The organism is Streptococcus caledonicus (genome assembly GCF_042656225.1).
In the GTDB taxonomy this organism is placed as follows: Bacteria; Bacillota; Bacilli; order Lactobacillales; family Streptococcaceae; genus Streptococcus; species Streptococcus caledonicus.
Map to the genome: position 1 here is coordinate 143971 of NZ_JBHSOJ010000023.1, position 21421 is coordinate 165391.

The window sequence follows — 21421 nt, forward strand, 5'->3', positions numbered from 1 at the left end:
ATGTTTGGTATTTTAGAAGAAGTTGACGTTAGAAAACTTTGGCAACATGAACAATATGATTTTTCAAATTGGTTGGCGCAAGATGAAAATATTAATCAGTTAGGAAATGAAATTGGTTTAACTCTAGTTGATGTTAATAAGGAAGTTTTCGTTGGTTCTTATCGTTGTGATTTAGTTGCGACAGATGAGACAACAGGGATGAAGGTAATTCTTGAAAATCAACTGGAAGCAACTAATCACGACCATCTGGGAAAACTAATTACTTATGCTTCAGGTTTAGGGGCAGATGTTGTTGTTTGGATTGTTAAAGAAGCCAGAGAGGAACATCGTAGTGCTATCGAATGGTTGAATAGCAAGACAACACAAGATATTTCGTTTTTTCTCATTGAAATTCATGCTTATCAAATTGGCAATTCATTACCAGCTCCTAAGTTTGTGATTGTGGAAAAACCAAATGATTTTATCAAAGCAACTAGGGCTATGTCTGGAGATAAAGAATTGAGTCGTTCACAAGCAGAGCGGTTGAATTTTTGGAACCAAATGAATGAGTGCTTAGAGGAAAAAAATTATCCTTTTAACGTTCGAAAAGCAACAACGGATCATTGGTATGATGTGGCAATTGGGACAAGCAAAGCACATATCTCAATAACACTTGTCAATCAGACTAATGCTATTGGTATCGAGTATTATATAAACAACGACAAGGATCTTTTTGATAAACTTCAATTGTCTGCACAAAAACTAGAAGAAGAGCTAGGATTTGTTCTGGAATGGCGTAGATTAGATAATCAGAAAGCTTCTCGCATTATACACTATATAAGTGGATTAGATTTTAATAATCAGACCAATTATCCTCAACTTATTGAAGAGGTGATTGATAAAGTTGTAAGGATGAAAGAAATTATTAAAGAGTACTTGTAAAAATTAAAATTTAGAAAGAAGAACTATGTCAGAAGAAATTGTAGAACCAAAGCCGATTGACCTTGGGGAATACCAATTTGGTTTTCACGACGATGTGGAGCCGATTTATTCGACAGGTAAGGGGCTTAGTGAAGCTGTTGTCCGTCAGTTGTCAGCAGCTAAAAATGAACCAGAATGGATGTTAGAATTTCGTCTCAAATCCCTCGAGGCTTTTAACAAGATGCCGATGCAGGAGTGGGGAGCAGACCTTTCTGAGATTGATTTTGATGATATTATTTATTACCAAAAACCATCTGATAAGCCAGCACGTTCATGGGATGATGTCCCTGAGAAAATTAAGGAAACTTTTGAACGTATTGGCATTCCAGAGGCAGAGCGTGCTTATCTAGCTGGGGCATCTGCCCAGTATGAATCAGAAGTGGTTTACCACAATATGAAAGAAGAATTTGAGAAGCTGGGGATTATCTTTACGGATACAGATTCAGCCTTGAAAGAATATCCAGAGCTTTTCAAACAATACTTTGCAAAATTGGTTCCTCCTACGGATAATAAATTAGCTGCGCTAAACTCAGCAGTTTGGTCAGGCGGAACCTTCATCTATGTGCCAAAAGGTGTCAAGGTAGATGTGCCACTACAAACCTACTTCCGTATAAATAACGAAAATACAGGACAGTTTGAGCGTACCATTATTATCGTTGATGAAGGAGCAAGTGTTCACTACGTTGAAGGTTGTACAGCGCCTACTTACTCAACCAACAGTTTGCACGCTGCAGTTGTTGAAATCTTTGCCCTTGATGGCGCGTATTGCCGTTACACGACTATCCAAAACTGGTCAGACAATGTGTACAATTTGGTGACAAAACGTGCGCGTGCTCTTAAAGATGCGACGGTAGAATGGATTGATGGGAACCTTGGTGCTAAAACAACCATGAAATATCCAGCGGTATATTTGGATGGTCCAGGAGCGCGTGGTACCATGTTGACAATCGCTTTTGCGAATACTGGTCAAAACCAAGATACAGGAGCGAAAATGATTCACAATGCACCGCATACCTCATCGTCAATTGTTTCTAAATCCATTGCCAAAGGTGGCGGGGCGGTAAACTATCGTGGACAGGTAACTTTTGGAAAAGACTCAGCAAAATCAGTCAGCCACATCGAATGTGATACCATTTTGATGGACGATTTATCAAAATCAGATACCATCCCATTCAATGAAATTCACAATTCCCAAGTCGCTTTAGAACACGAAGCCAAAGTCTCAAAAATTTCAGAAGAACAACTCTACTATCTCATGAGCCGTGGCCTTTCAGAAAGCGAGGCAACAGAAATGATCGTCATGGGATTTGTTGAACCATTCACCAAGGAACTACCAATGGAATACGCCGTTGAATTGAACAGACTCATAGCGTATGAAATGGAGGGTTCAGTAGGCTGATGGCATTAGTAATTGAGTAGCTATGAAGCTACTCAATACAATGCCATCACCTACTGAAGTGGGAAATAAAGAGGTTGGGACAAACCAGCACGATGTCGGAGCCCGCACCCACAAAACAATGAAAACCAATAGGCAAAGCCCTCGCTAAGTGTTATACTCTTAGTGAGGGCTTTTTGAAGTTTTCGTATAAAAAATATCTCAACCTTCTTTTTTTGATAGTAATAACAGATAGACGCAGTTGGTGGATTAGAAGTCTACAATTGGATACTTCTTCATTTTTAAGGGTCCACCTAAAGACTATTTTTAGTACAACGCAATCGTTAGCGGCCATCCTATACGAATGTGATGAACGTCGTTCATCTTATTTCCAACCTCCAAAGCTCTCCCAGACCTTTGGAGCTGTGCGGAGGTGGGAGTGAAAGTATCCAGTGGATAGTTTCATCTTGAGCTTAGAAATCAGAGAGCGAAGGGAAGTCAAGACTTCAACATCATGACTTCTGTCCCACTCTATTCCTTTTCAAATTGCCAATCTTCATTAGTAAAAATTTCAGAAAACCATAGTTAAGTAGAGTCATTGATATCCCTTTTACGGTTAAAGCTAGATAATCATTCAGATTTCTATTTTTAGACAATGTCTAGCGCAGTGGCGAATTTTGATTGACTGATGTACCGGACAATGTAGCCTAAAAAAGATGTTTTTGAAATACCGGTTTCTATCTCTCTCAATGATTTTGTGATGCTTTTATTTTAATGGAATAATGCTAAATTTTTATATCTAACTAATGATGATTTTTGTAATGATTTCTTGGGATTTTTTTGCTATAATGTAAGCACTTTAGAAATTAGAGAAGGAGACCTAGATGGTACGTTTACAAGATGATTTTTTTGATGCTGTAAATGGCGAGTGGGAAAAAAATGCTGTTATTCCGGATGATAAACCACAAACAGGCGGCTTTTCAGACCTTGCTGATGAGATTGAGGACTTAATGCTTGAAACCACCGACCAGTGGTTGGCAGGTGAGAATTTACCAGAAGATGCTGTTCTTCAAAATTTTGTGAAATTCCATAAGCAAGTAGCTGATTTTGAAACGCGTGAACGCTTAGGCATTGAGCCTGTAAAACCGTTGATTGAAGAGTATCAAAACTTTGATAGTTTTGCTTCTTTTGCTGAAAAAATGGCAGAGCTGGAAATGGCTGGAAAACCTAATATTTTATGGTTTGGTGTATCACCAGACTTTATGGATGCCCGAACTAATGTTTTATGGGCATCTGCTCCACCAACTATCTTGCCAGATACTAGTTACTATACCGAGCCGGAAAAAAATGGAGAAGAATTGCTTGCTACTTGGCGTAAATGTGAAGAAGAGCTATTGGATCAATTTGGTTTTTCAACAGAAGAAATCAAAGACATGCTTGATAAGTTTATCGCGTTAGATGCTAAAGTGGCACAATACGTTCTCTCAAGCGAAGAAAGTTCAGAGTATGCTAAGCTTTACCATCCATACGAATGGGCTGACTTTACAGCATTAGTACCAGAATTGCCACTTGATAAGATTTTCACAGACATTCTTGGCCAGTTGCCTGATAAAGTCATTGTTCCTGAAGAGAGATTTTGGACAGAGTTTGCAGCAGAATACTATTCAGAAAAGAACTGGAATCTGTTAAAGGCTGTACTTTTAAATGGTGCAGTGTCAGCTTATACGCCTTATTTGACAGAAGATATTCGTGTCTTGTCAGGGGCTTATAACCGTGCTCTCTCAGGAACCCCTCAAGCAATGGCTAAGAAAAAAGCTGCTTACTACTTGGCGCAAGGACCATTCAATCAAGCGCTTGGCTTGTGGTATGCGGGTGAAAAATTCTCTCCAGAAGCCAAAGCTGATGTGGAACAAAAAGTAGCTAACATGATTGCGGTTTACAAGGACCGTTTGGCACAAAATAATTGGCTCAAACCTGAAACACGTGATAAAGCAATCACCAAGCTGAATGTGATTACACCGCATATTGGTTACCCAGAAAAATTGCCAGAGACTTATGCTAAAAAAGTTATTGATGAGAACTTGTCATTGGTTGAAAATGCACAGGCTTTGGCTAAAATTTCTATCGCTCATAGCTGGAGCAAGTGGAATAAATCAGTTGACCGTAGCGAATGGCACATGCCTGCCCACATGGTCAATGCTTATTATGACCCGCAACAAAACCAAATCGTCTTCCCAGCCGCGATTCTACAAGCGCCATTTTATAGTTTAGACCAATCATCATCAGCCAACTACGGCGGTATCGGTGCGGTTATTGCCCATGAAATTTCGCATGCTTTTGATACCAATGGCGCATCGTTTGATGAGCATGGTAGTTTGAATAACTGGTGGACAGAAGATGATTATGCTGCTTTCCAAGAGCGTACAGACAAAGTCGTTGCTCAATTCGATGGCATTGATTTTGCAGGTGGTAAGGTCAACGGTAAGTTGACGGTATCAGAAAATGTTGCAGACTTAGGTGGTTTAGCAGCTGCTCTTGAAGCGGCTAAGAAGGAAGATGACTTCTCAGCAGAAGACTACTTCACAAATTTTGCAACAATTTGGCGGATGAAAGCCCGTGAAGAATATATGAAACTCTTGATTTCTGTAGATGTTCACGCGCCAGGAAAATTACGGACCAATGTGCAATTGCCAAACTTTGACGATTTCCACGACACCTTTGATGTTAAAGATGGAGACGGGATGTGGCGCGAGCCAAGTGACCGTGTGATTATTTGGTAATCAGTACGAATTATTGTTGAAAGTGTGAGAAATTTAACCCAAGGAATAAAGATATGACAACATGTAAAAGCACCCAGGGATTTGCTCTAGGTGCTTTTTAGATTTATTTTTCTGATTTACCGTCAAGTTTTTTACCGAGTTCGATAATGTAGTCTTTCAAATCATCTTTGACTTGTGGGTGTTGGAGAGCGTAGTCAATTGATGTTTTCATGAAGCCGAATTTATCTCCGACATCATAGCGACTTCCTTTGAATTCACGGGCAAAAACACGTTGCGTTTTATTCAAAGTATCAATAGCATCTGTTAATTGAATTTCTCCTCCAGCTCCAGGTTTTTGATTTTCTAAAATATCAAAAATTTCAGGAGTTAAAAGATAGCGGCCGATGATGGCTAAATCACTCGGTGCTTCTTCAGGAGCAGGTTTTTCAACAAAGGTATCAACGCTATAGAGTCCACTAACGCCTTCTCCTTGTGGTGCAATCACACCATAGGAAGAAACGTCTCCGTGCGGAACAGGCATAACAGCAATGGTTGAGGCGTGTGTTGCATCGAAATCATTTATTAATTGCTTGGTAAGTGGTAGGGCTTTATCGTTGGTGATATCCATAAGGTCATCACCAAGCATTACTACAAAAGGTTCATTTCCGACAAAAGCTTTGGCTTGTAAAACAGCATCACCGAGACCACGTGGGTGACTTTGACGGATAAAATGAAGTGTAATATCAGTGGTTTCATCAACTAACTTCAGCAAATCTTTTTTACCTTTTTGTTGAAGGTTGTATTCCAATTCAAAATTTGAGTCAAAGTGGTCTTCGATTGAACGTTTGGCACGACCTGTAACCACTAAGATTTCTTCAATACCAGATTTTAAGGCTTCTTCAACGATAAACTGAATTGTTGGTTTATCAACGATAGGAAGCATTTCTTTGGCAAGAGCTTTTGTAGCTGGTAAAAAACGAGTACCTAAACCTGCGGCAGGAATGACGGCTTTTCTAACTTTTTTCATAAGTCCTCCGTATTTATAGAAATTATTATTTTAGAATTCATTTTCTGATTTGAATTCATTTTTCATCATACCAAGGACGGCTTCTTTGATGTCGGCTCCCTCGTAGATGGTTTTATAAATAGCTGTTGTGATCGGCATGTAGACACCTAATTCTTGAGCAATTTCATAGGCAACTTTCGTCGTAGAAATCCCTTCAATAACCATGCCCATGTTACGTTCGATGTCTTCTAATTTCTCCCCTTGTCCAAGAGCGTTACCAGCTCTCCAGTTGCGAGAGTGAACAGAAGTACCAGTGACAATAAGGTCACCTACTCCAGATAAACCACTATAGGTGAGTGGATCAGCGCCCATTTTAACGCCTAAGCGTGTAATTTCAGCTAAACCACGTGTGATGACCGCGGCTTTTGCGTTATCACCGTAACCAAGTCCATGTAGAGCACCTGCTCCAACAGCGATAATATTTTTTAAAGCGCCAGCTGTTTCAACTCCGATGACATCTGTATTGGTATAAAGGCGGAAATAATCATTGCTAAAAAGAGTTTGAACATATTTGGCAGCCAAGAGGTCTTTAGAGGCAGCTGTAATCAAGGTGATATCACGAACAATCGTTTCTTCGGCATGACTCGGTCCTGAAACAACAACGATATCTGAACGGTATTCTGCTGGAATCTCTTCTTCTAAAATAGTTGATAAGCGTTCGTGAGTGCCGGGCTCAAGGCCTTTTGAAGCGTGCATAATTACAACATTGTGTTTTAAGAGGTCTGCAACTTGTTTGGCCACTAAACGTGTCACTTTGGTTGGGACTACAAAGAGGATACCATCAACACCGTCAATAGCTTCTGAGAGGTTTTTATAGCCCTTGATACCTTCATCTAAGACAATGTCCTTGAAGTAATGCGTATTCGTGTGCTTGGTGTTAATTTCATCAATTTGCTCGGGAATATTTCCCCAGAGGCGCACCTCATGACCGTTATCGTTGAGCACTTGTGCCAGAGCAGTTCCCCATGAACCAGGCCCTAAAACAGCAATTTTCTGCTTTTCCATAGTTTTTCCTTTACTAGTCATAATATCAATTCTCATTATACCATAAGATTGTTATTTTCGCTGTTTTAAAGCAAAGGCTTTCAGCAGTATTTAGCATTATTTTAGTGGTATTTTATCGGTTGTTTTCTGAAAATGGCAGAGCTTTTTCTTGACAATGGTTTCTATGGGAACTATAATAGTTCTCATGGGAATTATATCTTAAAAGAAAGGAGCATATAAGAGCATGTCTGACTTTACAAAGGGTCGGATAGGGTATTGTAATTATGGGACACTTTATTTCTGATATTCGTAATGTCCTTAATCAACTGGAACAGGTTTGTGAAGACATTGCGAAGGAAAAGGGGATAGAACATTTGGCGGGTCCACAAGGATGGGCCTTGATGTATTTGTACCGTCGTGATCAACAAGAAATATTTGTTAAAGACATTGAAAAAGAATTGAAAATTTCAAAATCGGTTGCCAGTAATTTGGTTAAGAGAATGGGAAAAAATGGATTTATTGACATTATTCCCTCCAAATCAGATAAGCGCTATAAACAGGTTGTCTTGACGGAGCTTGGCAGAGATAAGGTAGGGCATTTAGAGGAGTTTCATCAGGAATTGCACAGCTTTTTATTTCAAAATATTGAAAAAGAAGATTTTAAAAATGTTTTACAGTGGGCAGAACAATTAAAGGCTAATATTGAGAATTATAAAAGCCAAAAATAAAACTAACTGATAGAAAAAATAATTACTTAATAAAAATTGCAAATAGGAGAGATTAAATGGTAAAAGAAGCACTTTTACGCTACAAATGGTATGCTCTAGCATCGATTTTATTAGTAGCAACAGTCGTTATGACAACACTTTTACAGCCAAGTTACCTAAAAGAGGTGTTGACGGCTGTCTTGATGAATGACCAAGATGAAATTTTTCGTGTTGGGAAATGGCTCTTAGTCATAGCAGGTATCGGTCTAATTGCGGGTATGCTCAATACGATTGTGGCTTCGAAAATTGCTCAAGGTGTTTCTGCTGATATTCGTGAGAAGACCTTCCGAAAAATTCAAAGCTTTTCATATGCCAATATTGAAGAGTTTAATGCCGGTAATTTAGTTGTTCGTATGACCAATGACGTTACACAAATCCAAAACTTAGTGATGATGAGTTTTACGGTGCTTTTGCGTGTGCCGTTATTGTTCATCGGTGCCTTTATCATGGCGGTGAGAACCTTGCCGGAACTATGGTGGATGATTATTGTCATGGTTATCGTCATTGCTAGCATTATGGCGGTTGTGATGAAACATATGGGGCCTCGTTTTGGAAAATTCCAAGTCTTTATGGACAAAATGAATGGGATTGCCAAGGAAAACCTTCGAGGTATCCGTGTGGTAAAATCGTTTGTTCAAGAAAAAAATCAATATGTTAAGTTTAAAGAAACCTCAAATGATTTGCTGAACTTAAACTTATTCATCGGTTACGGTTTTTCAATTCTGCAACCCATTATGATGTTTGTGTCATTTATGGCTATTTTTGCCTCTCTTTACCTAGTATCGGGTATGGTTAAAGATAACCTTGAGGTGGTCGGTAGCTTCACTTCTTTCATGAGCTACCTAATGCAAATTATGTTCTCCATTATTATGGTAAGTTTCATGGGAATGAATGCAGCCCGCGCTGCAATTTCTATTAAGCGGATTAATGAAATCCTTGAAACAGAGCCTGCCATGACTTTTGTGGACAATCCTAATGAGGACTTGGTTGGGAGCATTGTGTTTGATAATGTTAGCTTTACCTACCCACATGATGCTGAGCCAACATTGAAAAACATCTCATTTGAAATAAAATCTGGTCAGATGGTCGGTGTAGTCGGTGCAACAGGTGCTGGTAAATCAACTTTAGCACAGCTGATTCCGCGTTTGTTTGATCCTCAAGAAGGTACAGTTTCAATTGGCGGACGTGACTTGAAAGAAGTGAATCAAAAAACACTTCGTCAGACCGTATCCATTGTGCTTCAAAAAGCCATTCTGTTCTCTGGAACTATTGCGGATAATTTGCGTCAGGGAGCTGCTGGGGCAAACCTTGATCAGATAGAACGAGCAGCAGGTATTGCACAAGCCAAGGAATTTATTGACCGTTTAGATAAAGCTTATGAAAGTCAAGTGGAAGAACGTGGGAATAACTTCTCTGGTGGGCAAAAACAACGAATGTCTATTGCACGTGGGGTGATTGGAAATCCTAAAGTGTTGGTTCTTGATGATTCAACCTCAGCTCTTGATGCCAAGTCTGAAAAATTAGTCCAAGATGCTCTGAACCATGACTTAAAAGGAACAACCACGGTTATTATTGCGCAGAAAATTTCATCCGTCGTTAAAGCAGACAAGATTTTAGTATTGGATGAAGGCCGTTTGATTGGGGAAGGGACCCATGCGGAACTGGTTGCTAACAATGACGTTTACCGTGAAATTTATGAAACGCAAAAAGGAAAAGAGGAGGAATAAATGAAAACAGCACGATTTTTCTGGTTTTATTTTAAACGGTACAAATTATCCTTTGTGGTTATTTTTGCTGCGATTATCTTAGCAACCTATTTACAAGTAAAAACGCCTGTCTTGATGGGGGATGCGATTGCTGAGCTAGGGAAAATTGGTCAGCAATACTTTGCGGCAACGCAAATGGGGCAAAAAGGTTTTGAAGCGGATATGGCTGATTTTAATGGAGTCATGCTTAAACTGTTTATGGCCTATGTTGCGACGGTGGTTGCTAACCTTATTTATAGTTTATTGTTGACTCGTATTGTGGCGCATTCGACCAACCGCATGCGCAAAGGGCTTTTTGGAAAATTAGAGCGATTGACCATTGCTTTCTTTGACCGCCACAAGGACGGGGATATCCTATCTCGCTTTACTAGTGACCTAGATAATATCCAAAATGCCTTTAACCAATCAATGGTTCAAATTCTCTCAAATGGTGCGCTCTACATTGGGATGGTGTGGATGATGTTCCGTCAAGATACCAGACTAGCGCTTGTCACAATTGCGTCAACGCCTGTTGCTTTACTAGCTTTGGTCATCATTATTCGTTTAGCTCGTAAATACACTAACTTGCAACAAGCTGCGGTGTCAAAACTCAATGCCTATATGGACGAGAAGATTTCGGGTCAAAAAGCCATTATCGTTCAAGGAGTTCAAGAAGATACGATTGCTGGTTTCGTGGAACTCAACGAAGAAGTGCGTCGTACAACCTTCAAGGGACGTCTTTTTGGTGGAATTATGTTCCCATTTATGAACGGAATGAGCCTTGTCAATACCGCTATTGTCATTTTTGCGGGATCTAATATTGTTTTAAACGATAGCTCCATGGATACAGCGGTAGCACTTGGTCTTGTTGTAACCTTTGTGCAATACTCACAGCAATATTACCAACCGATGATGCAGATTGCTTCTAGCTGGGCTGAGCTTCAGCTTGCCTTCACAGGTGCACATCGCATTCAGGAAATGTTTGATGAGCCAGAGGAAGTCCGTCCAGAAAATGCTCCGCTATTTACTGAATTAAAAGAAGGGGTGGAAATCAAGAACATTGACTTTGGTTACTTACCAGGTCAAAAAGTGTTGAGTGACGTCACTATCTCGGCACCAAAAGGTAAAATGATTGCCGTTGTAGGGCCGACTGGTTCTGGGAAGACGACCATTATGAACTTGATTAACCGTTTCTATGATGTGAATGGTGGTTCTATTGCTTTTGATGGTCGTGATATTCGTGAATATGATTTAGATAGCCTTCGTGAAAAAGTTGGTATTGTCTTGCAGGAATCGGTGCTCTTTTCTGGCACGATTGCGGATAATATTCGTTTTGGCAATGACGAGATTTCGCAAGAAATGGTAGAAACAGCGGCGCGTGCGACCCACATTCATGACTTTATCGTGAGCTTACCAGAAGGTTATGAGACCTATGTGACCGATGATGAAAATATCTTCTCAACAGGTCAGAAACAATTGATTTCAATTGCGCGTACCTTGTTGACGGATCCGCAAGTGTTAATTTTAGACGAGGCGACCTCAAACGTTGATACGGTGACAGAAGCGAAAATTCAAAAAGCTATGGAAGCGATCATTGCAGGGCGTACAAGCTTTGTGATTGCTCACCGTTTGAAAACTATTTTGAATGCGGATGAAATTATTGTCTTAAAAGATGGCAAGGTGCTTGAACAAGGAAACCACCATGAATTGCTCAAACAAAAAGGATTTTATTCAGAACTCTATCACAATCAATTTGTATTTGAATAAGAAAGTGTGTCGAGATGTCTTATACTTTTAAAGAATTACTCTTTTTTAAAAAGAAATACCTCTTGGTCGAAAGTCTGGTTATTCTTATGATTTTCATGGTCATGTTTCTCTCAGGTTTGACTAATGGTCTTCGTCGTTTTGTCAGTGCAGGAATTGAAAACATGCCAGCAAGTCATTTCATCTTGAGTGAAGAGGCAGAAGGGATTATTCCCTTTTCTCATCTTTCAGAGGAAACGGTAACAGCTATCAAAGGTGAAAGTTTCAAAGGAATGGAAGAATTGGCTATTCAGCGTAGCCAAGTAACAACAGATGATGAGAAGGTGGACGTTACTTATTTTATCCTTGAAGATAGCAGTGATTTTGCTTCTGAAATAAGTGACGGCAATGCTGTTGCTAAGGAGAATGAAATTATTTTGGACCAACGTTTCCAAGCTGATGATGTAAAAATTGGAGACGTTGTGCTGGATAAGAATGGCAAAACAGAGTTGACAGTTGTTGGTTTTACGAAGGGAGCCATGTACGGTCATACAGGAATTGGTTACATTAGCCGAAAAACTTATGAAAATTTGATGACTGTTGATAATTCTAAATTTACTTGGAGTTCCCAGGCTTTTGTAACAAGTGATGAAGCAGTAGCTGATTTAGACTTGGATAAGGTTGAGGTCTGGTCAAAAGCAGATTTAATTGAAAAAATTCCAGGCTATGCGGCAGAGCAAGGAACACTTAGGATGATTACGTGGGTCTTGGTGGTAGCATCAGCAGCTGTTTTGGCAGTATTCTTCTACATCATCAGTCTTGATAAGCGTCAGCAATTCGGTGTCCTTAAAGCACTCGGTATGGGGATGGGAAGTTTAGCAGCTCAACAGTTATTCCAAGTTTTTATCCTAGCTTTGGTTGGTGTCCTTGTTGGAGATGCGCTAACGCTTGGTTTGGCTAGTGTTTTACCGGTAAAAATGCCATTTTATCTCAATTTATCAGATATGGGAATCTTGTCAGTAACCTTTATTACTGTCACAGTAGTAGCGAGTCTTTTATCAGTCAGTCGTATTGCTAAGATTGATCCAATTGATATTATCAATGGAGGTGAAGCCTAATGACCAAACCACTTGTTTTAAAAAATATTACTAAAGCTTACCAAGATGGCAAGGAAAAGCGTATTATCTTAGACGATGTTAATTTGGAGTTAGATAAGGGAGAAATTATTGCGATTCTAGGTCCTTCTGGTTCTGGGAAAAGTACCTTGCTTTCTATTATCGGATGTCTCTTGTCGGCAGATGGCGGTGAGCTTCATTTAGATGGCGATCTAGTAACAGTTAAAAATGCCAAAGAGTGGACTAAACGCCGTCGTGATTACCTTGGTTTTATTTTCCAAAACCATCATCTCTTGCCATATTTGACTATTATTGATCAACTTAAGATGGTTGCCAAGATGACAAAATCATCTGTTAGTCAGGCGGATTTATTAGCCTTACTGACAGAACTGGGAATTCCAGATTGTGCCAATAGCTATCCCAAAGATATGTCTGGTGGTCAAAAACAGAGGGCGGCAATTGCAAGAGCCTTTGTGGGTAATCCATCACTTATCCTAGCGGATGAACCAACAGCTAGTCTGGATGAAGCGCGTGGTCGTCAAATTGCAGAGCTTCTCAGAAAAGAAGTCAAGGCCAAACAAACCGCAGCTATCCTCGTTACCCATGATGAACGTATTCTTGATGTGGTAGATAAGATTTATCGTTTAAAAGATGGTAAATTGGTACTAGAATAATAAGAAAAACGTCACATAAGTGGCGTTTTTGCTTTTCAAAGACGAATATTTTATAATAGAAAGGCATTAACAAGAGAAAAGAGAAAGTTTGAAAAAAATAAACGTTAGTTAGTTTCTTGTTTACCCTAATTTTGAGCACACTGAAAAGAGGTCTTGATACCTGATTTTTAATCTTAAACAACATTGAATCCGTGTTGTTGTGCAAAACGAACAGCGTCTTGTATAGACATGGTTTTATCTGGATTTCTGATTTCGGTTAAGCCTTATAAAACAGGATTATAAGTTTCTTGTTTGAGGAGAACTTGGTAGATAGCTACGAGTAGCCTGCGACAGATAGCGATAATCGCCTTTCGATGTCCACGACGTTTCTTGAGTTTCAGGTATTTATGTCGCAACTCAGGATGCTTCTCTGACTTGACAACAGCGTTAGCGATTTGGACGAGAAATGGTTTGAGGTACCTACCCCCTTTGGAAATTCGGGTTGAGTATTTTTTGCCAGCACTTTCATCGTTAGTAGGGACAAGTCTCGCCCAAGAACAGAGTTTTCCAGCGATATCAAAGACTGTCATATCTGCACCGATTTCAGAAATGATTCTGAGGGCAGAGAGGTCGTCTTTGAAACTAGGGACGGTTTGTATTAACTTGACTTGTTCTTGGTATTCTTGTCCCACTTCTCGGATCATTTGTTCTAAATCTTCTTTACAAATAGTTCAAGCGTCTAATGGGCTTTGATCACTCTAATTTTTTCAGCTTGTTCAGGTGTCACATCACCTTCAACAGCGATCTCTAAGGCCATCACTTTATCCTTCATTCTCTTGTGAACCAGCTGTTCAATGTTTGGTTTTTTCTCAGGATGATTAAGGATACTCTGAATAATCTTCTGAGCACTTTTTCCGAAGACATCGGAAACAACACTTGCGATTTGGAGGTTTGACCAGGTCAGGCAGTTTTGATAACGGTTCTTCTCGCTGACTTGAAGCTGAGTGAGCTTCATACGATAGCGAAAGAGGTCACGCAGTTGTCTGATTTTAAGCGGTGGGATGAAGCTGGAAGCAACGAGATCGTTCTTGAAAAGGTCGGCAATCCATTGTGCATCTTTCTCGTCGTTCTTCTTTCCTGGAATAGCTTTCACATACTCGGGGTGAGCCAAGCAGATGTTACAAGACTCTTCAAGAATATTGAAGACAGGAATCCAGTATTTACCGGTAGATTCCATACAGACATCAAAGCAGGAATAGTATTCCAACCAATTTCTTAGCTGCATGAGACCATTTGTAAAGGTTGAGAAACGCTTACGGTGGTAGCTAGTGATTCCATGATTGTCGGTGATGGCAATAACCGCTACGATAAAGGTTTTATGCACATCAATGCCATAACAATTGGGATAACCAATTTTTAACATGAGGGGTCTCCCTTCGCCAAAATTTGAGAAGCGCCTATCCCTTGACTGCTCTCCCCTTTCACAAACGAGTCGCTTATCCAATTATAAATTTACGTGCTCATAGTCACAGTTAGTTGTGCTTGATAGGAAGAGCTACACCTATAAATATTCGAGGTAATGGCTAGACCACTCACTTATTCACCTCCCCGTGATTTGTAGTTGTGATAGGCCTACTCACTTTAATTATAAACTAAAACAAAGAGCACAATACCTTTTCATTCAGTGTTGTGCCTTGAGTGAAACGAAAGGAATGAATTATAAATATGAAAATCCGTGGATTTGAATTGATTTCAACAGAAACTAACCAAGATTTGTTGCCAAAGCGTGAGACAGCTCATGCGGCTGGCTATGATTTGAAAGCATCTGTTCGTACAGAAATTGCACCGGGAGAGATTGTCCTTGTGCCGACAGGGGTCAAGGCCTACATGCAGTCAACAGAGGTGCTGTACCTCTATGACCGTTCGTCGAATCCTCGTAAAAAAGGGCTTGTCTTGATTAACTCAGTAGGTGTTATTGATGGGGATTATTATGGCAATGAGGCCAATGAGGGGCATATTTTTGCTCAGATGAAAAACATTACTGATGAGACAGTGGTTGTTGAAGTAGGTGAACGCATTGTCCAAGGGGTCTTTGCTCCGTTTTTATTAGTAGATGGTGATGAAGCTATTGGTCAGCGTACTGGTGGCTTTGGAAGTACTGGGAAGTAAGTATGGCTAAGAAAAAATCAAATTTTATCTGTCAGGAGTGTGGCTACCATTCTCCTAAATATTTAGGGCGCTGCCCAAATTGTTCCGCTTGGACCTCCTTTGTCGAAGAAGTAGAAGTCGCTGAGGTTAAAAATGCCCGCGTCAGCTTGACTGGTGAAAAAACCAAACCGACAAAGCTAAAAGATGTCAGCTCCATCAACTATGCTCGTACCAAGACTGATATGGATGAATTTAACCGTGTCCTTGGGGGCGGTGTCGTTCCTGGAAGCCTTGTCCTTATTGGTGGTGACCCGGGTATCGGAAAATCGACCTTGCTCTTGCAGGTTTCAACTCAGCTAGCTAACAAAGGGACGGTTCTATACGTTTCTGGGGAAGAATCAGCAGAGCAGATTAAGCTGCGAAGTGAACGCTTAGGGGATATCGATAATGAATTTTATCTCTATGCAGAGACCAATATGCAGAGCATCCGAGCTGAGATTGAAAAGATTCAGCCTGATTTTCTGATTATTGATTCTATTCAGACCATTATGAGCCCAGAGGTGACAAGTGTGCAAGGTTCTGTATCACAGGTTCGTGAGGTAACTGCAGAACTTATGCAGTTGGCTAAGACCAATAACATTGCCACTTTTATTGTGGGGCATGTCACCAAGGAAGGAACTCTTGCGGGACCTCGTATGCTTGAGCATATGGTGGATACGGTTCTTTATTTTGAAGGGGAACGTCACCATACTTTTCGTATCCTAAGAGCAGTAAAAAATCGTTTTGGCTCAACCAATGAAATCGGTATTTTTGAAATGCAATCTGGTGGGCTTGTCGAAGTGTTAAATCCTAGCCAAGTTTTCCTAGAAGAACGTTTGGATGGCGCAACAGGATCTGCGATTGTCGTGACGATGGAGGGGACTCGTCCAATCCTAGCAGAGGTTCAGGCTTTAGTAACACCCACCGTTTTTGGTAATGCTAAGAGAACGACAACGGGTCTTGATTTTAACCGTGTCAGTCTCATTATGGCTGTTTTGGAAAAAAGAGCAGGGCTGTTATTACAAAACCAAGATGCCTACCTCAAGTCTGCTGGTGGAGTAAAACTGGATGAACCAGCTATTGACCTTGCGGTAGCGGTAGCCATTGCCTCTAGCTACAAAGAAAAACCAACCAATCCTCAAGAGGCTTTCATCGGTGAGATTGGTTTGACAGGGGAAATCCGCCGTGTCACGCGCATCGGGCAACGCATCAACGAAGCTGCAAAATTAGGTTTCACCAAAATCTATGCCCCTAAAAATTCTTTACAAGGCATCGGAGTGCCAAAAGGTATCGAAGTCATCGGTGTCATGACCGTTGGAGAAGTTTTGAAGAAAGTATTTCGCTAGGAAGTGCCAGCTGATAATTGGTATTTTATCAAGCAAGAATAAGCATAAAAGTCTGCTTTACGCAGGCTTTTTTCGTGACAGAAGGCTTTGAAAATGGTAGGATAGAACAAATTTTTAGACCATCCTTGGTATTAAAATGGACTCAATTGATTGAGTGAGAAAGGAAAGAGATTTATGTCTTATTTTGACCGTTTTTTAAAGACTAATCGAGCTTACGCAGATCTCCATGGAACCGCCCATCTTCCCTTGAAGCCTAAAACGCAAGTAGCAATTGTGACCTGTATGGATTCTCGTCTTCATGTAGCACCAGCTCTTGGGTTGGCACTAGGAGATGCTCATATCTTGCGGAATGCAGGTGGTCGAGTGACAGAGGACATTATTCGTTCTTTAGTGATTTCGCAGCAACAGATGGGAACACGAGAAATTGTGGTGCTTCACCACACAGACTGCGGAGCACAGACCTTTACGAACGAAGATTTTGCGAAACATATCCATCGCGAACTAGGAGTGGATGTGGCAGGACAAGATTTTCTCCCCTTTGAAGATGTGGAAGATAGTGTGCGGGAAGATATGGAAATGCTGCGCCAGTCACCACTCATTCCTGATGATGTGATGATTAGTGGGGCAATCTACGATGTAGATACTGGTTTGATGACTCAGGTTCAATAATACCTTAAATAAATTAGATTTCTGTTGGCAAATAATGGTAATTATTATAGTGACATGCTTAGTGTTAGCTAACATTAAGTAAGGGTTTTCAGAAATGGTAGAAATATGTTACAATCTAGAGAATGACATTCTTAAAAGAAGTAGGTAAATATGATTGATTTAAATGCCATTGTGTTGAAATACTATTCAAAATTAAATGAGACTGACTTGTTGATTTGGGAATACATCGCCCGTCATAAGAAGGAAGTTTCTAGTTTGACGATAACTGAACTAGCAGAAGCAACAAATGTTTCAAGAACAACGATTTCCCGTTTTGTCAGGAAATTAGGATTGACTGGATACAGTGAGTTTAAAGTGCTCCTAAACATGTCAAATGAGACTTTACCTCAGTCAAGAGAAGCTTTCCATGAGGCTTGTGACTGTTTGTCAAACTATATTAATAAACAACGTGACAAGGATTTTGGAAAGGTTTGTCAATTGATTTTTGATGCAAAACGAGTTTTTGTATATGGTACTGGCGATGTTCAGCAGTCCGTAGCAAAACAATTTAAACGTTTGTTCCTATCAGTTGAGGAAGTTGTTTACGATTTTGCAGGAACGACATTTGATCCTGCCATGTACAATATTTTAGATTCTAATGATCTTATTTTTATCATTTCACTTAGTGGTAATACTGATAAGGTCTTGTCTATTGCACGTCAGCTAAAGATGACTGGGACTAAAATTATTTCGCTAACAGAATTTAAAAATAATCCTTTAGCAGAGTTGAGCGATGAAAATCTTTATATTGACACAACCAAGTTAAGCTTTTTAGCGACTCATCCTAATTATAAAATGACCATGCCATACTATCTATTGGTAGAGTTGCTTTTCATTCAATACGCTATGTATAAAAACAATCGTTTAGTTTTATCAGAAAGCAAATAAAAGATGAAAAAAATTCACAACTTGTGTGAATTTTTTTATGTTTTAGGAATCCGTAACAGAGTTGTTGAAAGCTCTTGCAAGATTTTTGTGAGATGGTATGATTAAAGCACAAAGACGTCTTGTGAAAAAATAATAAAAGGAGCCTTGCTTCTATGATGAAAAAAATCCAGAGATTTGGTGGCGCAATGTTCACGCCAACCCTACTCTTTGCCTTTTCAGGGATTATGGTCGGTCTATCCATTGTCTTTACAAATCCAAATATTGTCGGACCTTTAGCAGATCCAGAACATGTCTGGTATCAGTTTTGGCAAATTGTTGCCAATGGTGGTTGGATGGTTTTTATGCAACTACCTGTTCTCTTTGCACTTGCTTTGCCGATTGCCCTAGCTAAAAAACAACAAGCTAGAGCCTGCTTGGAAGCTTTAGCGACTTACCTAACCTTTAACTACTTTATCAACGGAATGTTGACTTACTGGGGAAATTTCTTCGGTGTTGATTTTGCTGCTGAAACAAGTACAGGTTCTGGTTTGACCATGATTGCTGGTATCAAGACATTAGATACTGGTATGATTGGAGCACTCCTAATCTCAGGGATTGTGGTTTGGGTGCACAATCGTTACTACGATAAAGAATTACCAGATTTTATTGGAATCTTTCGTGGATCATCTTTTGTTGTAGCAATTAGCTTCTTTATGATGTTACCAGTAGCTTGGTTAACATGTTTGGTTTGGCCACATGTCCAAGACGGTATGAGAAGCATGCAAGGCTTCTTTATCAATAGTGGTTCACTTGGTATTTGGGTTTATGGTTTCTTGCAAAAAATCCTTATCCCAACTGGTTTGCATCACTTTATCTATGCGCCGTTCACTTATGATAATGCAATTGTGCAAGGTGGGACTTCAGCTTACTGGGCAACTCATATTCATGAATTTGCACAATCAACAGAGCCATTAAAAGAACTTTATCCAATCGGTTTCTCTCTCTCAGGTATGTGTAAAGTCTTTGGTTCACTTGGGGTTATGGGAGCTTTCCTTAAAACATCTAGACCAGAAAAACGTAAGAAAGTTCTTGGTTTGATGATTCCGGCTACTCTTACCGCAGTACTTATTGGGGTTACAGAACCCCTTGAATTTACTTTCTTATTTGTTGCTCCGCTCTTATTTGTTGTCCATGCTCTTTTAGATGCAACACTTCAAGCCTTGGCTTTCTCATTTGGTGTCGTTGGAGACTTTGGTGGTGGACTTATTAACTGGTTCTTCGTTAACTGGTTACCACTTGCTCAAAATCACTGGATGACTTATGTCACTCAGGTTATCCTAGGTCTCATCTTCGGTGTGATTTGGTATTTTGTCTTTGTTTTCCTTATTACGAAATTTAACTTTAAGACGCCAGGTCGCGAAGATGATACTGAGGAAACTAAGCTTTACAGTAAAGCGGAGTACATGGAGAAAAAAGGAAATAGTACAACTTCTACAAAATCAGGAAAATCATCAACAGAAATACAAGCAGAAGCTTACTTAGAACTTTTGGGTGGTGCTGAAAATATTGAAGATGTTACGAACTGTGCAACTCGTTTGAGAGTAACCGTTAAGGATCCCAACAAGGTTGCTCAAGAAGTAAACTTTAAAGATGTTGGAGCTCATGGTTTAGTGAACAATGGACAAGCTATTCAAGTCATTGTCGGCTTATCCGTTCCTTATGTTCGTGATGCTTTTGAAGAATTATTATAATAGGTCAATTTAGTTTAATATTTTAGGAGAATTATTATGTCAATTCCAGTAGAAAATCGCCGTAAACAACGTATTGTCATCGCAGGTGGTGGAAGTACTTACACAGCAGGTATCATTACGATGTTATTAGAGAACTACGAACAGTTCCCAATTGAGTCTATCAAACTCTATGATAACTTTGCTGAACGTCAAGAACGTGTTGCTAAAGCTTGTGAAATCATTATTCGTGAACGTCGTCCAGAAGTAGCTTTTAGCTATACAACAGATCCTGTCGAAGCATTTACAGAAGTAGACTTTGTTATGGCACAAATTCGTGTTGGCCTCTTTGCAATGCGTGAACAGGATGAGAAAATCCCATTCAAACATGGTTGTGTTGGCCAAGAAACATGTGGACCTGGTGGTATCGCATACGGTCTACGTACCATTGGTCCACTTATCGAAATCATTGACTACATGGAAAAATACTCACCAAGTGCTTGGATGTTGAATTACTCAAACCCAGCGGCAATTGTTGCAGAGGCTTGCCGTGTCCTACGTCCTGATGCACGTGTCATTAATATCTGTGACATGCCAGTATGCTTAGAAGAAATCTTTGCTCGTATCCTTGGCATGAAATCACGTAAAGAATTTGATGTCCGTTACTATGGCTTGAACCACTTTGGTTGGTGGACACAAATTCGTGACCATGAAGGTAATGACTTGATGCCAAAATTGATGGAATATGTCAAAGAACATGGCTATGAAGAGTACACACCTCAAGGGCAGCACAAAGAATCATCTTGGCTTGATACTATGCGCGCTGCAAAAGACTTGTATGCTATGGACCCAACAAAATTGTGGAATACATACTTGAAATACTATATGATGGCACCAGAAACTGTTGAACATTCAGATCCAAACTACACACGTGCCAATGAAATTATGGACCGTCGTGAAAAAGATACAACAGAAGAATGTGAACGTATTGTTGCAGCGGGAACAGCCAAAGACACTTGGTTTGCATCAAATGAGCACGCACAGTTCATCGTAGACCTTGCATGTGCTCTTGCATTCAATACCCAAGAACGTTTCTTGCTTATTGTTCCAAACAATGGTGCAATTGCTAACTTCCCAGATGATGCTATGGTTGAAATCCCATGTATCGTTGGTAAAGATCAATACGAACCAATGTCAATTGGTAACATTCCAACCTTCCAAAAGGGTTTAATGGAACAACAAATAGCTTCTGAAAAACTAGCTGTTGAAGCATGGATTGAAGGAAGCTACCAAAAACTATGGCAATCATTCATGATGAACAAGTCAGTTCCAAGTGCTAAAGTTGCTAAGGAAATTCTTGATGAAATGATTGAAGCCAATAAAGACTTCTGGCCAGAATTACATTAATAAATTAAGAAG

Annotated in this window: 16 protein-coding genes and 1 pseudogene; 14 read left to right on the top strand and 3 right to left on the bottom strand. The window is 39.9% G+C overall.

Features of this window, described 5'->3' with window-relative positions:
• The 3 genes from ACFPQ3_RS09185 to ACFPQ3_RS09195 all read left to right on the top strand — a co-directional run bounded on the left by ACFPQ3_RS09185 (position 1) and on the right by ACFPQ3_RS09195 (position 5115).
• On the top strand, positions 1–921 hold the full coding sequence (locus ACFPQ3_RS09185) for a DUF4268 domain-containing protein (RefSeq protein ID WP_198039903.1): 921 nt from the start codon (positions 1–3) through the stop codon (positions 919–921).
• A 25-nt stretch (positions 922–946) separates the two neighbouring features.
• Complete coding sequence (sufB, locus tag ACFPQ3_RS09190; RefSeq protein ID WP_156806246.1) at positions 947–2359, top strand: Fe-S cluster assembly protein SufB; 1413 nt, start codon at positions 947–949, stop codon at positions 2357–2359.
• A gap of 860 nt (positions 2360–3219) precedes the next feature.
• Complete coding sequence (locus tag ACFPQ3_RS09195; protein ID WP_156806245.1) at positions 3220–5115, top strand: M13 family metallopeptidase; 1896 nt, start codon at positions 3220–3222, stop codon at positions 5113–5115.
• 103 nt (positions 5116–5218) lie between these two features.
• On the opposite strand, the gene galU is transcribed toward ACFPQ3_RS09195, so the two are convergent.
• Both galU and ACFPQ3_RS09205 read right to left on the bottom strand, forming a co-directional pair.
• A complete protein-coding gene (gene galU, locus ACFPQ3_RS09200) occupies positions 5219–6121 on the bottom strand; it encodes a UTP--glucose-1-phosphate uridylyltransferase GalU (protein ID WP_156806244.1) in 903 nt (300 codons plus the stop codon).
• A gap of 30 nt (positions 6122–6151) precedes the next feature.
• On the bottom strand, positions 6152–7165 hold the full coding sequence (locus ACFPQ3_RS09205) for an NAD(P)H-dependent glycerol-3-phosphate dehydrogenase (RefSeq protein ID WP_156806243.1): 1014 nt from the start codon (positions 7163–7165) through the stop codon (positions 6152–6154).
• Between the two features lie 263 nt (positions 7166–7428).
• Here ACFPQ3_RS09205 and ACFPQ3_RS09210 point away from each other — a divergent pair, with 263 nt between their 5' ends.
• Genes ACFPQ3_RS09210 through ACFPQ3_RS09230 form a run of 5 tightly spaced genes read left to right on the top strand, consistent with a single transcriptional unit; the run spans position 7429 to position 13188 of the window.
• Positions 7429–7872 carry a MarR family winged helix-turn-helix transcriptional regulator gene (locus ACFPQ3_RS09210; RefSeq protein WP_156806242.1) on the top strand — a complete coding sequence of 148 codons (444 nt, stop codon included), beginning with the start codon at positions 7429–7431 and terminating at the stop codon, positions 7870–7872.
• 56 nt (positions 7873–7928) lie between these two features.
• On the top strand, positions 7929–9638 hold the full coding sequence (locus ACFPQ3_RS09215) for an ABC transporter ATP-binding protein (protein ID WP_156806241.1): 1710 nt from the start codon (positions 7929–7931) through the stop codon (positions 9636–9638).
• Positions 9639–11423, top strand: coding sequence for an ABC transporter ATP-binding protein (locus ACFPQ3_RS09220; RefSeq protein WP_156806240.1), 1785 nt, complete (start codon positions 9639–9641; stop codon positions 11421–11423).
• 14 nt (positions 11424–11437) lie between these two features.
• Positions 11438–12517 (top strand): ABC transporter permease, encoded by a 1080-nt coding sequence (locus ACFPQ3_RS09225; protein WP_156806239.1) that lies wholly within the window; start codon positions 11438–11440, stop codon positions 12515–12517.
• Positions 12517–13188: an ABC transporter ATP-binding protein gene (locus ACFPQ3_RS09230; RefSeq protein WP_156806238.1), complete on the top strand. Its 672-nt coding sequence runs from the start codon at positions 12517–12519 to the stop codon at positions 13186–13188. Before ACFPQ3_RS09225 ends, ACFPQ3_RS09230 begins: the two co-directional genes overlap by 1 nt.
• A gap of 173 nt (positions 13189–13361) precedes the next feature.
• Here ACFPQ3_RS09230 and ACFPQ3_RS09235 read toward each other — a convergent pair.
• Positions 13362–14590 (bottom strand): annotated as a pseudogene (locus ACFPQ3_RS09235) (IS110 family RNA-guided transposase).
• Between the two features lie 302 nt (positions 14591–14892).
• Between ACFPQ3_RS09235 and ACFPQ3_RS09240 the strand changes: the two are divergent.
• The 6 genes from ACFPQ3_RS09240 to ACFPQ3_RS09265 all read left to right on the top strand — a co-directional run bounded on the left by ACFPQ3_RS09240 (position 14893) and on the right by ACFPQ3_RS09265 (position 21409).
• Positions 14893–15336, top strand: a complete 444-nt coding sequence (locus ACFPQ3_RS09240) for a dUTP diphosphatase (RefSeq protein ID WP_156806237.1) — start codon at positions 14893–14895, stop codon at positions 15334–15336.
• Positions 15337–15338: 2 nt separating this feature from the next.
• Positions 15339–16700, top strand: a complete 1362-nt coding sequence (gene radA / locus ACFPQ3_RS09245; protein WP_156806236.1) for a DNA repair protein RadA — start codon at positions 15339–15341, stop codon at positions 16698–16700.
• Between the two features lie 174 nt (positions 16701–16874).
• A complete protein-coding gene (locus tag ACFPQ3_RS09250; protein ID WP_156806235.1) occupies positions 16875–17369 on the top strand; it encodes a beta-class carbonic anhydrase in 495 nt (164 codons plus the stop codon).
• A 150-nt stretch (positions 17370–17519) separates the two neighbouring features.
• Positions 17520–18296, top strand: a complete 777-nt coding sequence (locus tag ACFPQ3_RS09255; protein ID WP_156806234.1) for a MurR/RpiR family transcriptional regulator — start codon at positions 17520–17522, stop codon at positions 18294–18296.
• 152 nt (positions 18297–18448) lie between these two features.
• Positions 18449–20026 (top strand): alpha-glucoside-specific PTS transporter subunit IIBC, encoded by a 1578-nt coding sequence (locus tag ACFPQ3_RS09260; RefSeq protein ID WP_156806233.1) that lies wholly within the window; start codon positions 18449–18451, stop codon positions 20024–20026.
• A gap of 36 nt (positions 20027–20062) precedes the next feature.
• Positions 20063–21409 carry a 6-phospho-alpha-glucosidase gene (locus ACFPQ3_RS09265; protein ID WP_156806232.1) on the top strand — a complete coding sequence of 449 codons (1347 nt, stop codon included), beginning with the start codon at positions 20063–20065 and terminating at the stop codon, positions 21407–21409.
• Positions 21410–21421: the final 12 nt, after the last annotated feature.

What these genes read in the sequence shown, in the direction of transcription:
- ACFPQ3_RS09185 (WP_198039903.1), top strand. Translation starts at nt 1, where the DNA reads ATGTTTGGTATTTTAGAAGAAGTTGACGTTAGAAAACTTTGGCAACAT.
- sufB (WP_156806246.1), top strand. Translation starts at nt 947, where the DNA reads ATGTCAGAAGAAATTGTAGAACCAAAGCCGATTGACCTTGGGGAATAC.
- ACFPQ3_RS09195 (WP_156806245.1), top strand. Translation starts at nt 3,220, where the DNA reads ATGGTACGTTTACAAGATGATTTTTTTGATGCTGTAAATGGCGAGTGG.
- galU (WP_156806244.1), bottom strand. Translation starts at nt 6,121, where the DNA reads ATGAAAAAAGTTAGAAAAGCCGTCATTCCTGCCGCAGGTTTAGGTACT.
- ACFPQ3_RS09205 (WP_156806243.1), bottom strand. Translation starts at nt 7,165, where the DNA reads ATGGAAAAGCAGAAAATTGCTGTTTTAGGGCCTGGTTCATGGGGAACT.
- ACFPQ3_RS09210 (WP_156806242.1), top strand. Translation starts at nt 7,429, where the DNA reads ATGGGACACTTTATTTCTGATATTCGTAATGTCCTTAATCAACTGGAA.
- ACFPQ3_RS09215 (WP_156806241.1), top strand. Translation starts at nt 7,929, where the DNA reads ATGGTAAAAGAAGCACTTTTACGCTACAAATGGTATGCTCTAGCATCG.
- ACFPQ3_RS09220 (WP_156806240.1), top strand. Translation starts at nt 9,639, where the DNA reads ATGAAAACAGCACGATTTTTCTGGTTTTATTTTAAACGGTACAAATTA.
- ACFPQ3_RS09225 (WP_156806239.1), top strand. Translation starts at nt 11,438, where the DNA reads ATGTCTTATACTTTTAAAGAATTACTCTTTTTTAAAAAGAAATACCTC.
- ACFPQ3_RS09230 (WP_156806238.1), top strand. Translation starts at nt 12,517, where the DNA reads ATGACCAAACCACTTGTTTTAAAAAATATTACTAAAGCTTACCAAGAT.
- ACFPQ3_RS09240 (WP_156806237.1), top strand. Translation starts at nt 14,893, where the DNA reads ATGAAAATCCGTGGATTTGAATTGATTTCAACAGAAACTAACCAAGAT.
- radA (WP_156806236.1), top strand. Translation starts at nt 15,339, where the DNA reads ATGGCTAAGAAAAAATCAAATTTTATCTGTCAGGAGTGTGGCTACCAT.
- ACFPQ3_RS09250 (WP_156806235.1), top strand. Translation starts at nt 16,875, where the DNA reads ATGTCTTATTTTGACCGTTTTTTAAAGACTAATCGAGCTTACGCAGAT.
- ACFPQ3_RS09255 (WP_156806234.1), top strand. Translation starts at nt 17,520, where the DNA reads ATGATTGATTTAAATGCCATTGTGTTGAAATACTATTCAAAATTAAAT.
- ACFPQ3_RS09260 (WP_156806233.1), top strand. Translation starts at nt 18,449, where the DNA reads ATGATGAAAAAAATCCAGAGATTTGGTGGCGCAATGTTCACGCCAACC.
- ACFPQ3_RS09265 (WP_156806232.1), top strand. Translation starts at nt 20,063, where the DNA reads ATGTCAATTCCAGTAGAAAATCGCCGTAAACAACGTATTGTCATCGCA.